Here is a 12501-nt window from a genome sequence, read left to right on the forward strand (position 1 = left end):
CCATGGCTCAACAGGATACACCTAAAAAACTCTGGGGCGGCCGCTTCGCTGAAGCCACCGCCGCCTCGGTGGAAGAGTTCAGCGCCTCCATCCACTACGATGCCAGGCTCTATCGCCAGGACATCATGGGCTCCAAGGCCCATGCCCGGATGTTGGCCAAACAGGGCCTGATCTCCGCCGAGGAGTGCACGGCCATCGTCGACGGACTCAGCGAGATCGAGACCGAGATCAGCGAGGGGCGTTTCGAGTTCAAGCCTGAGCTGGAAGATGTCCACATGAACATCGAAAAGGCCCTGACCGACCGGATCGGTGCCGCCGGCGCCAAGCTGCACACCGCCCGCAGCCGCAACGATCAGGTCAACCTGGACTTTCGGATGTATCTCCGCGATCAGGTCGTGCTCCTCGACGGGCTCCTGGCCGAGGGGCAGGGCGCCTTTGTCCGGCTGGCCCGCAAGTACCTGGGTGCGGTCATGCCCGGCTACACCCATTTGCAGCGGGCCCAGCCCGTACTGCTCTCCCATCACCTCCTGGCCTACTTTGAGATGCTGAAGCGGGATCGGGAGCGGCTCCAGGACTGCCTGGGGCGGATCAATGTCATGCCCCTGGGCTCTGCCGCCCTGGCCGGCACCGGCCTGCCGGTGGATCGTCACTTTGCGGCCCAGGAACTGGATTTTCCGGCCATCAGCGCCAACTCCATGGATGCCTCCGGGGACCGTGACTTTGCCCTGGAGTTCCTGTTCTGCCTCAACCTGGTCCAGATCCACCTCAGCCGCCTGGCCGAGGAGCTGGTCCTCTGGTCCTCCAAGGAGTTTGACTTTGTCCGCATCGGCGATCGCTACTGTACCGGCTCCTCGATCATGCCCCAGAAGAAGAATCCGGATATCCCGGAGCTGATCCGCGGCAAGAGCGGCCGGGTGACCGGGGCCCTGATGTCACTGTTGGTCACGGTCAAGGGCTTGCCCCTGACCTATAACCGGGATCTCCAGGAAGACAAGGAGCCGGTGTTCGACGCCCTGGATACGGTCACTGCCAACCTCTCCATCATTGCCGAGCTCCTGGACAACACCGAGTTCAACCTGGAACGGCTCCAGGGGGCTACCCATGGCGGTTTCATGACCGCCACCGATCTGGCCGACTATCTGGTCTGCAAGAACATGCCCTTTCGGCAGGCCCACTCGGTGGTGGGCAAGGTCGTGGCCCACTGCCAGGACCGCGATATCGAACTGATTGACCTGACCCTGGACGAACTCCAGCAATTCTCAGAACTTCTGGAGCCTGATGTCTTTGAGGTCTTGACCGTTGACGGCTCGGTGAACAGTCGGGTTTCCCCCGGCGGCACAGCGCTGGTCCGGGTGCAAGAGGCCCTGGATCAGGCGGAAAAATACTTGGGATAATACCATGATCAGACGCAGGAAATCTTTCACGATCGACATTGGCTGCACAGTACTTCTGCTGGGCGTTCTTGTCCTGGGAGGCTGTGGCTACAAGGATATGCCGGTGGCGCCCCAGCAGGTGGTGCCCCAGGCGGTGACCGACTTGCGGCATCAGCTCAGTGAAAAGGGGGTAACCCTTTACTGGAGTTATCCCATCGAGACCGTGACCGGGGACGATCTCTACGATATTTCCGAGTTTGTCATGTATCGGGCCGTGGTTCCGGTGGATTCTTTTTGCGAAACCTGCCCCATCCCCTTTGGCCCGCCCATCTCCCTGCCCGGAGGCGCCCTGCCCGATGAGGGCAAGAAGACCGCCAGTTACCAGGCCACCCTGCTGCGCCCGGGGAACCTCTACTTCTTCAAGGTTCGGAGTAAATCCGGCTGGTGGGCCGAGTCTGCGGACTCCAATGTGGTCCGCTTTCTCTGGAACACCCCGGCCCAGGCCCCGGCAGGGGTGAGCATCACCGCCGGTGACGGCAGCACCACCCTGCGTTGGCAGCCGGTGAGCAGCAACCTGGACGGCTCTCCCCTGACCGTGCCGGTACGCTACCAGGTCTACCGCAGCAGCGGTAATGCCGAGTTCGCCCCGCTGGGCGATGCCCTCCAGGCCACCAGCTACACCGACCGCGATGTGGTCAACGGCCGCAAGTATTTCTACCAGATCCAGGTGGTGAGCCTCTATGGTGAGGATATCGTCGGCGGCGGAGTCAGCGAGGGTGTCGCCGCCACCCCGGTGGATTCCACCCCTCCGCCTCCGCCCAGCGGCCTGCGCGGGGTGAAGACCCCGGTGGGGATCAAGGTCTTCTGGAGTCCGGTCAAGGCCAAGGACCTCAAGGGCTACCGGGTCTATCGCCGGCTGCCCGGCGACTCGGCCCCCCAGCTGGCCGGTGAGGTGCTGCTGCCCTACACCATGTTCATCGACCGGCAGCCTCCCAAGGATGCGGCTCGTCTCCATTACTCGGTATCCAGTATCGATAACCGGACTCCTGCCAATGAGAGCAGGAGCACCAAGGAGATCACCATTAAAAACTGATCCCGGCAGCTTTCTCCCCCCTGGCCAGGCGCCAGGGGGGCAGAGGACCGCAGCCGGGAGGGTCCCTCTCTATGCAGATCGCTCAATGTCCCATCCCCTTTGTCAAGATGAGTGGCGCTGGTAATGACTTTATCATTATCGATCACCGCAGCCCGCTGATTGCTCCCCAGGATCAGGCCGAGTTTGCCAGGCTGGTCTGCCGCCGCCGCTTTTCGGTGGGCGCAGACGGCCTCTTTCTCCTGGAAGAGTCGGAGACGGCCGATTTCAAGTGGCACTTTTACAATGCCGACGGCTCAATGGCCGAGATGTGCGGCAACGGCGCCCGCTGCGTGGCCCGTTTTGCCTACATGCACGGCCTGGCTCCGGCCAGCATGCGTTTTGAAACCCTGGCCGGCATCGTCGAGGCCAAGGTGGCGGATGTCCAGGTGGCCGTCCGGATGCCCCCGGCCCACTCGCTGACCCTCTGTCGTGGCCTGGAGGTGGATGGTCAGGTCCAGGATATCCACTTCGTGGATACCGGCGTCCCCCATGTGGTCTCTTTTGTCGATGACCTCGACTCGGTGGATGTGGTGGCCAGGGGCCGGCTGATCCGGAACCATCCAGAGTTCGCCCCGGCAGGGACCAATGTCAACTTCGTGGTCCACACCACCGAGGGCCTCAGGGTGCGTACCTATGAGCGGGGCGTGGAGGATGAGACCATGGCCTGCGGCACCGGTGCCGTGGCCTGTGCCCTGGTGGCGACCCGCCTGGGGCTGGTGAAGCCGCCGGTAGAGGTGGTGACCGCGGGCAATGAGCGGTTGACCATCCAGATTAGCCCTGAGCCCGGGGGAGAGGGCGAGAGGCTGCTGCTCCAGGGGCCGGCCCGGATCATCTATAAGGGCGAACTGAACCGGGAATCGTTACACGGATAAGTACTGTTTTATGGCCAGCTGGTCGGCGGCCCCTGTCGGAAGCGGCATGGTCCGGCGATCAGCTGGCCTCTTTTTTCAAGGTAGCCACAAGAATGAAGGCACTCTCTGCGCGAGCATGAGAGTGCGCTGAGGAGAACTCAATGGGAAGGATAGAGGGAGCCATTACAGCCATGGTCACGCCCATGCTCAATGGCCAGGTAGATGAGCAGGGGATGATCGATTTGATCGAGTTCCAGATTGCCGGCGGCATCCACGGGCTGGTGCCCTGCGGTACCACCGGGGAGTCTGCAACCCTGGGCTTTGCTGAGCATAAGCGGGTCATCGAGCTGACCGTGAAGACCGTTGCCGGCCGGGTGCCGGTCATCGCCGGTACCGGTGCCAACAACACGGCCGAGGCCATCGAGCTCACCGAGTCGGCCAAGGAGTCGGGTGCCGATGCGGTGCTCTCGGTGGTGCCCTACTACAACAAGCCCAGCCAGGAGGGGCTCTACCGGCACTTCAAGGCCGTGCTGGATGCGGTGGACATCCCCATGCTCCTCTACAACGTACCCGGCAGGACGGTAACCAACATGTTGCCGGCCACGGTGGCCAGGTTGGCCGAGCTGGACAACGTGATCGGGATCAAGGAGGCCTGCGGCAGCCTCAACCAGATCAGTGAGCTCATCCGCAGCTGTCCCAAGGACTTTGTGGTCCTCTCTGGCGACGATTTTACGGCCATGCCTTCGGTTCTGGTCGGCGGCAAGGGGGTGATCTCGGTGGTCTCCAACCTGGAGCCGGCCAAGACCGCAGCCATGATGAACGCCGCCCTGGCAGGCGATCTCAAGCAGGCCAACGGCTTGCATTACGAGCTCTTTGCCCTGATGGGAGCCATGTTCTGCTATCCCAGCCCGGCTCCTGCCAAGCGGGGCCTGGAGTTGATGGGCCGGATCCGCTCCTCAGAGGTGCGGCTGCCCATGACCGAGATGGACGCGGCTGCTGAGGAACAGGTGCGCAGCTGTATGCAGGAGCTGAATCTGCTGGCATAATCCGCAGATATCGCCGGGGGATTTTTTCCCTCAAGGGCCATGGAACTCTACCCTCGGGAGACAGACTGAACTGCTCGGTACAGGGCTCGGGGGCAGCTCTCTTTTCAGGGCTCTTTTTGAAAATGAAGCTGCCTTCCCTGTTTGAAAAGAGAAAAAAAATCAGTCCACTGTCTGGATGGGCAGCTAGTTTCGGCTGAGTACGATAGCTAATCAGAATTTTTTTGGTGTGAATATGAACAAAGTAATCGTTGCCGGTGCCGGCGGCAGAATGGGACAGCGCATCATCCACATGGTCCATCACCATCCTGAGCTGGAGCTTGCTGCAGCCTTTGAACATCCCGACAGTACCGCGGTGGGCGAGGATGCAGGCGTGGTCAGCGGGGTCGGTGCCACCGGGGTGATGATCTCCCCTGGCCTGGAGTCGGTGGTGGATCAGGGCGATGTGATCATCGACTTCACCTTTCACGAGGCCAGCGTCGAGTTTGCCCGGATCGCTGCCCGCCACAAGACCGCCATGGTCATCGGTACCACCGGCCTGACTCCCGAGCAGGCGGAGATCATCCGGGGGCTGGCAGAGTCCAGCTTTCCCTGCGTCCAGTCGCCCAACATGGCGGTGGGGGTCAACGTGCTCTTCAAGCTGGTGGAAAAGACCGCTGGAGTGCTCGGCGACGCCTATGATGTGGAGATCGTCGAGGCCCATCATCGCCTGAAAAAGGATGCCCCCTCGGGAACCGCTCTCAAGCTGGGTGAGATGGCTGCCAAGGGCCTGGGGCGTGATCTCCAGGAGGTGGGGGTCATGGAGCGTAACGGCATCATCGGCGAACGTAGCGACACCGAGATCGGCATCCAGACCATCCGCGGCGGTGATATCGTCGGCGAACACACCGTCTACTTTGCCGGTGCCGGGGAGCGGCTGGAGATCAGCCATCGGGCCACCAACCGGGACAACTTTGCCCGGGGCGCCGTCCTGGCCGCGGCCTGGGTAACGGCGCAGGCCAACGGGGTCTATACCATGTTCGATGTCCTGGATCTGGCCGACTTTTAAGCAGCTCCGAGCAGCCGTCCGATCCTCAGCAACGTCCCCTTATCGCCGCCAGCGCTGCCATCGTGCCCACTCCCACCCCTGCCTTTCCCCACCTGGCGGCCATCAGCCTGGGATCCAACCTGGGCGATTCCCTGGCCACGGTCCACCGCGCCTGGCAGGATCTGGGGGCCCACCAGCAGGTGCGGCCCCTCTCGCTTTCCCACCCCTATCGCACCGAACCCGTGGACATGGAGAGTGTTCACTGGTTCATCAATGCTGCCGGTATCTTGCGGACCAGTCTCCCGGCCGAGGGACTGCTGGCCTGGCTCCAGGAGCTGGAACAGAGGGCGGGCCGACGCAGGTCTGCCCAGCTGCCCGGCCACCAGGACCGAACCCTGGACCTGGACCTGCTCCTCTTTGATCAAGAGCGTATCCGCAGCCCCAGCCTGGTGGTTCCCCATCCCGAGATGGATGGCCGTGCATTTGTGCTCCAGCCCCTGGCCGAGATCGCTCCTGAGCTGATCCATGGTCCCCGCGGACGCTCCGTCGGCGCCCTCCTGGCAGAGCTGATCTCCGCTGGCAGGGGAGGGCAGCTGGAGCGGCTGAACTGGCCTGCCGGCAGCCAGAGGGAGGGTGGCCGGAATTTTTCCGGGTCAGGTGTAATTGATTAGACTTTTGCCCCCCTGCGGATATAATAGACCCATGTGGGACGATGTCTTGGATGAAAATATTCAAAAACAGGTAGATAGATGACCCCTGTTCGTTTGGTCATACTCGCCGTTCTCTTCTATATCGGCTACCGGTTGCTGCGCAGCATGCTGCTCCAGCAGCTGGAGAAAAAATCTTCTGCCGGAAAGAAAGAGAGCAAGGTGGAAGATGTGCTGGTCGAAGATCCGGTCTGCCATACCCTGATCCCCAAAAAACAGGCGGTTCGTCTGCGCAGGGACGGCAAGACCTACTACTTTTGCAGTGAAAAATGTTGTGATACCTTTACAGACAATCCAGAAGGAGAATTATGAAGTTTTTTATAGATACAGCCAATATTGAAGAGATCAAGAAGGGGCTGGAAATCGGCATGGTCGACGGCGTGACCACCAACCCCTCCCTGGTCTCCAAGGAGCAGCGCCCCTTTACCGAGATCTTGAAGGATATCTGCGCCATCGTCGATGGTCCGGTCAGTGCCGAGGTGGTCAGCCTGGAAGCCGACGGCATGGTGGCCGAGGCCCGTGAACTGGTCAAGATCAGCGACAAGATCGTGATCAAGGTACCGATGATCGAAGAGGGGCTGAAGGCGGTCAAGCGTCTGGCCGCAGAAGGCATCAAGACCAACGTTACCCTGATCTTTTCTTCCACCCAGGCCCTGCTGGCCGCCAAGGCCGGTGCCAGCTATGTGAGCCCCTTTGTCGGTCGTCTGGATGATATTTCCATTAACGGCCTGGAGTTGGTGGCCGATATAATGACGATCTTCAGAAATTTCGGTTATGCCACCGAGGTGATTGTTGCCTCTGTCCGTTCGCCCATGCATGTGGCCGACTCTGCCCTGGTTGGTGCCGATATCGCCACCATCCCCTATAAGGTTATTGCCCAGTTGGCCAAGCATCCCCTGACCGACATCGGCATGCAGCAGTTTCTTGCAGACTGGGAGAAGCGTCAGAAGTAATCCCTGAAAATATCCTGGAGGCGCCCCTCCATGTCAGCCCCCTGGCTGATGAGGGGGGCTTTCAGGCAAGAGGTGAGTGGAGTATGGTGAAAACTACCCTGGTATCCCTGCTGGCTATTCTGGTCCTTCTCCCCGGAACCCTCCTGGCTGCGATCTACAGCTACCAGGATGAACATGGTGCGGTTCACTACACCAACATTCCCGCAGACGGCAGGCTCCGCCTCCGCCAGGGCGTCACCGCCCTCACCCCGTCCTCCCAACTCCAGACGATACGCTGCACGGCCAAGCCGGGCCAGAAGAAAAGGGTGATGTCGCCCCGGGCATTCTATCGCCATATCCGCTGGGCAGCGGCCCTCCACAAGGTGGACCCCCTCCTGATCCGGGCCATCATCAAGGCCGAGTCCGATTTCAACCCCCTGGCCGTCTCCTCCCAGGGTGCCCAGGGCCTGATGCAGCTGATGCCGGGCACGGCCGGTGACCTCAAGGTGAGCGACCCCTTTGATGTCCGTCAGAACATCGAGGGCGGCACCCGCTACTTCCGTGGGCTCCTGGACTGCTACCATGGTGACGTAGAACTCAGCCTGGCTGCCTATAACGCCGGTCCCGGTCGAGTCAAACCCTTTGGCACCATCCCCCGGATTCCCGAGACCATGGCCTATGTGACCAAGGTGATGGGCCACTACGCCTCCTATCGCGGCCGCCAGCGTCTGACCGGCAGGATCAATATCCGCAGCCTGGTAACCCGCTGAGCCTTCTCCCGGCCAGCGTCCTCTATCATCCGCTCCCGGCCTGGTTCAGCCCATGGTGCCGGGCTTAGGCCGCCTGCTTTCCGGCCGGGCAGCACTTATCCCCAGAGCAGCAGGTTCCCAAAGACAATCAGCAGCAGGTAGACCAGCCTGAGATAGGTCTGGCGGTTGATCCGGTCCGTCAAGAGAGCGCCCAGGGCCGTGCCGGCCAGGACAAAGGGAAAGGTGACGGCAAAGTAGTGCAGGGTCAGGAGGGTGGTCATGCCGCTGAGCGCATGGGCGGTGGCCGCGACCAGGGAGTTGACAAAGAAGAAGCCGCTCAGGGTCGCCTTGATCTGCTCCTTGCTCCAGTCCGAGAGGGTGGTGTAGATGATCACCGGCGGGCCGCCGGCGCTGAGCATGGCAGTGATGGTACCGGTGATAAAACCGGCCAGGTAGCCCCAGATGGTGGCCAGCTGGAGCGGCTTGGGGCGGGCAAGCAGGTTATAGCCAGAGTAGCCGATCAGCATGATCCCCAGCAGCAGACGCAGTTGCCCGGGAGCGATGCTTTTCAGCAGGAGGGTGCCTGCCAGGATGCCGGGGAGGGTGCCCAGGATCAGGGGAAGGATCCTGGTCCGATCCATGGCAGAACGGAAGCGGTAGGCCATGTAGCTGGTCAGGATCACCCCGTTGAGGATGACCAGGGGGACCGCCAGCTTGACCTCCACCACCAGGCAGAGCAGGGGAATGGCCACCAGGCCGGCGCCAAAGCCGGTCATGCCCTGGATAAAGCCGGCCAAGAGAAAGATGAGTGCTGCAAGGAGCAGGGAAAGCATGGCTGATCCTGGTTGAGCCTGGTCTCGTCCTGAGCCCGGCTCAACTGGGGGGATCAGGGCGCTGTCTTCTTGCCTGGAGCTGCAGTCGTGCAGCCGGCAACCAGCCGCCATCCTACTGCTGCAGCCCGGCGAGCGCAAGTCAGGACTCTCTCCCTGTCCACCTTGAGCAGAGTAAGCCGCCATTCCCTGGAGATCGCAGCTCTTAGAGGACCTGTCCCCCCCCTTGCCGGCCTGGTGAAACCGGCAGTCGCCCTGGACGCAAAGATATTGTTTTTTCTATGGAGTGCACAGGGGCGGCAGTGTGGGGGGCTTCATCCCAGGCTGTAATCAATGCTAAAGCCTGTGGCTCCCAGGGTTGCCAGATGCCAGGGGCAGCCTGCTCCCTCAAGAACTGGATTCCCGCCTGCGCGGGAATGACGACTCTGAAAAATGCTGCGCCCTCACCATAAGCGCAAGTATATCGGGGATTATCTTGTCTTACTCTCTTTGTAGTGCTGCTGCAGAGCGATCTGCTCGTTCCTTCTTTTCTCGCCCTGCCCTCGGCTCTACCGTCCTGCCCGCCTGTGCGGGCAGGACGACTGCAAAGACACCAAGTAGCTAACCAGGATTCTGGACTCTCTCCCGGGTGGCAATACAGCAAAAAAGCTGTCCCCTGCCTGAGTACCAAGAAATTCAATCTATCTCCCGAGGCTGAAAGAAAACGCCATCTTTCAAGGTGGCCCGGAGACCTTTGCCGGCAACTCTGGTTAACGGATGCCTTTTTTGGCAAGGGGGGCAACCAGGGCGATGTTGTCTTTGTGAACCAAGCCACCGCCTGTATCGATCTCCAGGCCGGTAAAGCCGTATTTTTTGGTGAGAACGATCTGGGCGACGGATAGGTATCCGAGAAGATAAGGCTGCATCTCTGAAACCAGATCCACATATCCATTTTCAATGGCTGTGGCCGTTGCTGGAGAGAGGGAAAAGCCGCCCACAAAAATATCATCTGCTGCTACACCAGCAGCTCTCAAAAAATTCTCTGTTTGAGATGTCAGTGCGCCGTGATCAATGAGCATCATTTTGCAGTCAGGATGGCTGGCGAGGTATCCGGTGATAATCGGGACACCCATTGCAGAATCTTTGTCCACCTCCGGGCTGATTTCGATATAGTCGACGATTATGCCAGCAGTTTCCAGGGTGCGGATCATGGCACGTGCACGCTTTCCCCGATCTTCCAGGCGTTTGAGTCCCCAGATCATTGCCCGGTCCCCACTTGCAAGGCCCGATCGTTTAAGAGATTCTTCCGCCAGTACCCTTCCCATAAGATCGTAATCAGTGCCTATGAATCCGAATCCTTTGGCTTTAAATTTCTTTAAGGTTTTCGGTAAACCGCTATCCACACAGGTTACGATGATCCCTTTAGCAAAGGCCTCATCAATGAAGGGTGCCAGGGAATCATCACCAGGGAGCCCCATGAGCACAATACCGTCGGGCTTCGCTGCGACTCCTTTCTTGAAATTTTCGATTACTTTTTCCGGGTTCCAATCTGAGTAGAGATAGGTAACATCAGCACCCATATCACTGGCGGCCTGCATGGCCCCATTCTGAACAATGGTGTTGTAGGGTCCGCCGACAGGGCCACCTGTGTCAAACCAGATAGTGGTATTCTGGCCAAGAGGGGAGAGCTCTTTGCCGGCAGAGGCGGTTGTTGCGATCAATGCGACCAGGGCCATGGCTGCAAGGAAAAATGCTGTCTGACTTTTCATTTGTTTTTCCGTCTGTTTGTAATTTTTTGGTTCTGGTAAGTTGGGCACGATGCCAAAACAATGGATTAGATCATTTCCAGATACGCCTCAATGCGCACCCGAAGCTGCTCTGTATCGCTTTCGGAATAGTCGGTTTCCAGGTGAAGGGTGGGAACGTTGAATTTTTCCTGCACCATTTCATCTATTTGATATGCTTCTACATTGTAGGTGTGGCATGCCTGCCAGGTGAGATCGATAACACCGTCTGCCCTAAAGTCGCGGATCATCTCTTCGAGGAGGTCAAAACGGCCAATGTTGGGGCTCATGACGGAGCAGGGGGTGGCCAGATACTGCTCTGCGAGGCTATCCATGGCCGGCTTTTCTTCGTCCACCGTAAATGCCTGTTTGTAGCCGGAGCAGTTTTCAAAGGCCACGATGTTGGCGCCACACTGCTCAACGATCTTTATTACCTTATCGCTCCCGAGTCCTGTCGGTACCCCGGTGAGTACAATCCTTTTGCCTCCACCGTGAGCTGGAATGTCATCCTGAAAGGTGCCTTTTCTGGCTTCTGCCGCGACTTCCTCCATAAAGGATATTCCTTTTTCCTTGTCTGCAAGGAAACCGATTTTGAAGAGGATCTCTAAAATCTGGGAACCGCTCAGGAGGATGGGGTTTGCCATGTTCAGGTCCATGAGCGCCTTTCTGGCATTCCGTTCCCTGTTCATCAGTCTGATCGCATCAGCCAATTTCTCTTCGTCGATAGTTACCCCGGTATAGGTTTCAACAAGATCCTTGAAGCGCTCCAGTTCTGATTTCCAGAGGGACATGGAAAGGTCGGTATCCTGGTTCTGGGGGAGTTGGAGGACATGGGTGGCTTTATGCCTGTTGAGCAGTTCAAACATCTTCTTTTTGCCGTCACAGGTTGTATCGCCCACAATAAGATCAGCTGTGCGAAAGAAGGCACAGGTATCACTCACGGCAAATCCAAAGCTGCTCTTGATGAGAGGGCAGAGATTACGAGGTAAAACCTCTTCTGCTTCGGCAATCGGGTCGTTGCGTGTTCCGCAGAGGGGAAGAGGAATTGCACCTGCGGCAACTGCGATTTCGGTGGGTGAATAGAGGCAGTAAAAGCCAATAGCTTTTCTGCCATCCGCTTTTGCCTGTTCAAGGTCATTAAGATTCTGGTCAAATATCTGTTGGAGTGAGTTCATTATTTCCGTTGTCATGACAGTTCCTTATGTGGTGGTAGGGATGGGTGGTGGGTTGGTCCCGGCTGGATAACGCTACAGGCTGGGATGTCTCTCTGGAGGATGTTGTGCCGCTTCTCTTGCTAACAGTGCTGCGCCAATGGCTCCGATGAGTTGAGGGTTTTCTGGGATCAGCACGCTGCGTTGCAGCTTTTCAGTCAGGAGCTTCTGCATACACGGGTTTTTGGCTACGCCTCCTGAAAAAATAATGTCTCCTGCACGTGAGACCCTGTTAATCATTGCAGCAACTCGGCTGATCACACTGGTGTGAAGGCCCAGGGCGATCTCCTGGGGGTTTTCTCCCCTGGCGATAAGTGAGGTGACCTCAGATTCAGCAAAGACCGTACACATACTCGATATTTTCAGCTCATTGTTGGCACGGAGCGCTTCTTCTCCAAAATTTTCGATATCAAAACCGAGACTTCGGGCCATGATCTCCATAAACTTGCCTGTTCCCGCTGCACATCTGTCGTTCATCTCAAATTTATGGACCCGCCCGTTTTCAAGCATCGAGATGGCTTTGCTGTCCTGACCGCCGATATCAAGAACGGTTTGAGCGTTTGGAAAACATGACCTTGCCCCTTTTGCGTGGGCTTTGATTTCTGTGACGGTGGCTGCATTAAATGAAATTTCAAATAAATTCCGACCATAACCTGTGGCGATAATGTGGTTATGGTCGGATTGGTTCACCATTCGTTTGGCCTCAGCCATGGGGTCAAAACCTGTGTCTGCCTGACAGCTGTACGTGATCTCACCCAGATCGTTGACCACTACCAGCTCGATGGTTCGTGAACCAATATCAATTCCTGCATATTTCATGGCTTGTACCAGCTCCTGCTGTCTGTAGATGATGTGTGTTGAAAGGTTATGGGTACCTTGAAAA

Annotated in this window: 13 protein-coding genes; 9 read left to right on the plus strand and 4 right to left on the minus strand. The window is 58.5% G+C overall.

Annotated features, from left to right (window positions below):
- Nucleotides 1–2: 2 nt before the first annotated feature.
- The 9 genes from argH (at nucleotide 3) to G494_RS0108665 (ending at nucleotide 7835) form a co-directional block, all read left to right on the plus strand.
- Nucleotides 3–1394, plus strand: coding sequence for an argininosuccinate lyase (argH, locus tag G494_RS0108625; protein WP_028584213.1), 1392 nt, complete (start codon nucleotides 3–5; stop codon nucleotides 1392–1394).
- 4 nt (nucleotides 1395–1398) lie between these two features.
- Nucleotides 1399–2466, plus strand: coding sequence for a fibronectin type III domain-containing protein (locus G494_RS0108630; RefSeq protein ID WP_153305808.1), 1068 nt, complete (start codon nucleotides 1399–1401; stop codon nucleotides 2464–2466).
- Between the two features lie 71 nt (nucleotides 2467–2537).
- The gene (gene dapF / locus G494_RS0108635) at nucleotides 2538–3377 is read left to right on the plus strand and encodes a diaminopimelate epimerase (RefSeq protein ID WP_028584215.1); all 840 of its coding nucleotides are present in this window, start codon (nucleotides 2538–2540) and stop codon (nucleotides 3375–3377) included.
- Nucleotides 3378–3517: 140 nt separating this feature from the next.
- Nucleotides 3518–4402 (plus strand): 4-hydroxy-tetrahydrodipicolinate synthase, encoded by an 885-nt coding sequence (gene dapA / locus G494_RS0108640; protein ID WP_028584216.1) that lies wholly within the window; start codon nucleotides 3518–3520, stop codon nucleotides 4400–4402.
- Between the two features lie 232 nt (nucleotides 4403–4634).
- Nucleotides 4635–5447 (plus strand): 4-hydroxy-tetrahydrodipicolinate reductase, encoded by an 813-nt coding sequence (gene dapB, locus G494_RS0108645; RefSeq protein ID WP_028584217.1) that lies wholly within the window; start codon nucleotides 4635–4637, stop codon nucleotides 5445–5447.
- 62 nt (nucleotides 5448–5509) lie between these two features.
- Entirely contained in the window at nucleotides 5510–6097 is a 588-nt protein-coding gene (folK, locus tag G494_RS22605; RefSeq protein ID WP_051305542.1) for a 2-amino-4-hydroxy-6-hydroxymethyldihydropteridine diphosphokinase, read from the plus strand.
- Nucleotides 6098–6175: 78 nt separating this feature from the next.
- Complete coding sequence (locus G494_RS22610) at nucleotides 6176–6445, plus strand: YHS domain-containing protein (protein WP_035245944.1); 270 nt, start codon at nucleotides 6176–6178, stop codon at nucleotides 6443–6445.
- The gene (gene fsa, locus G494_RS0108660; protein ID WP_028584218.1) at nucleotides 6442–7086 is read left to right on the plus strand and encodes a fructose-6-phosphate aldolase; all 645 of its coding nucleotides are present in this window, start codon (nucleotides 6442–6444) and stop codon (nucleotides 7084–7086) included. Before G494_RS22610 ends, fsa begins: the two co-directional genes overlap by 4 nt.
- A gap of 83 nt (nucleotides 7087–7169) precedes the next feature.
- Nucleotides 7170–7835, plus strand: a complete 666-nt coding sequence (locus tag G494_RS0108665) for a transglycosylase SLT domain-containing protein (RefSeq protein WP_028584219.1) — start codon at nucleotides 7170–7172, stop codon at nucleotides 7833–7835.
- 95 nt (nucleotides 7836–7930) lie between these two features.
- On the opposite strand, the gene G494_RS0108670 is transcribed toward G494_RS0108665, so the two are convergent.
- The 4 genes from G494_RS0108670 to G494_RS0108685 all read right to left on the minus strand — a co-directional run bounded on the left by G494_RS0108670 (nucleotide 7931) and on the right by G494_RS0108685 (nucleotide 12437).
- Entirely contained in the window at nucleotides 7931–8647 is a 717-nt protein-coding gene (locus G494_RS0108670) for a sulfite exporter TauE/SafE family protein (protein WP_028584220.1), read from the minus strand.
- Nucleotides 8648–9393: 746 nt separating this feature from the next.
- Entirely contained in the window at nucleotides 9394–10392 is a 999-nt protein-coding gene (locus G494_RS0108675) for a sugar ABC transporter substrate-binding protein (RefSeq protein WP_028584221.1), read from the minus strand.
- A gap of 65 nt (nucleotides 10393–10457) precedes the next feature.
- A complete protein-coding gene (locus G494_RS0108680) occupies nucleotides 10458–11597 on the minus strand; it encodes a double-cubane-cluster-containing anaerobic reductase (protein ID WP_028584222.1) in 1140 nt (379 codons plus the stop codon).
- A gap of 57 nt (nucleotides 11598–11654) precedes the next feature.
- Entirely contained in the window at nucleotides 11655–12437 is a 783-nt protein-coding gene (locus tag G494_RS0108685; RefSeq protein WP_028584223.1) for an acyl-CoA dehydratase activase, read from the minus strand.
- Nucleotides 12438–12501 lie beyond the last annotated feature (64 nt).

This window comes from Desulfogranum mediterraneum DSM 13871 (genome assembly GCF_000429965.1).
Classification (GTDB): domain Bacteria; phylum Desulfobacterota; class Desulfobulbia; order Desulfobulbales; family Desulfobulbaceae; genus Desulfogranum; species Desulfogranum mediterraneum.

Coding starts and splice junctions, on each gene's coding strand:
- argH (WP_028584213.1), top strand. CDS start 3: ATGGCTCAACAGGATACACCTAAAAAACTCTGGGGCGGCCGCTTCGCT.
- G494_RS0108630 (WP_153305808.1), top strand. CDS start 1,399: ATGATCAGACGCAGGAAATCTTTCACGATCGACATTGGCTGCACAGTA.
- dapF (WP_028584215.1), top strand. CDS start 2,538: ATGCAGATCGCTCAATGTCCCATCCCCTTTGTCAAGATGAGTGGCGCT.
- dapA (WP_028584216.1), top strand. CDS start 3,518: ATGGGAAGGATAGAGGGAGCCATTACAGCCATGGTCACGCCCATGCTC.
- dapB (WP_028584217.1), top strand. CDS start 4,635: ATGAACAAAGTAATCGTTGCCGGTGCCGGCGGCAGAATGGGACAGCGC.
- G494_RS22610 (WP_035245944.1), top strand. CDS start 6,176: ATGACCCCTGTTCGTTTGGTCATACTCGCCGTTCTCTTCTATATCGGC.
- fsa (WP_028584218.1), top strand. CDS start 6,442: ATGAAGTTTTTTATAGATACAGCCAATATTGAAGAGATCAAGAAGGGG.
- G494_RS0108665 (WP_028584219.1), top strand. CDS start 7,170: ATGGTGAAAACTACCCTGGTATCCCTGCTGGCTATTCTGGTCCTTCTC.
- G494_RS0108670 (WP_028584220.1), bottom strand. CDS start 8,647: ATGCTTTCCCTGCTCCTTGCAGCACTCATCTTTCTCTTGGCCGGCTTT.
- G494_RS0108675 (WP_028584221.1), bottom strand. CDS start 10,392: ATGAAAAGTCAGACAGCATTTTTCCTTGCAGCCATGGCCCTGGTCGCA.
- G494_RS0108680 (WP_028584222.1), bottom strand. CDS start 11,597: ATGACAACGGAAATAATGAACTCACTCCAACAGATATTTGACCAGAAT.
- G494_RS0108685 (WP_028584223.1), bottom strand. CDS start 12,437: ATGAAATATGCAGGAATTGATATTGGTTCACGAACCATCGAGCTGGTA.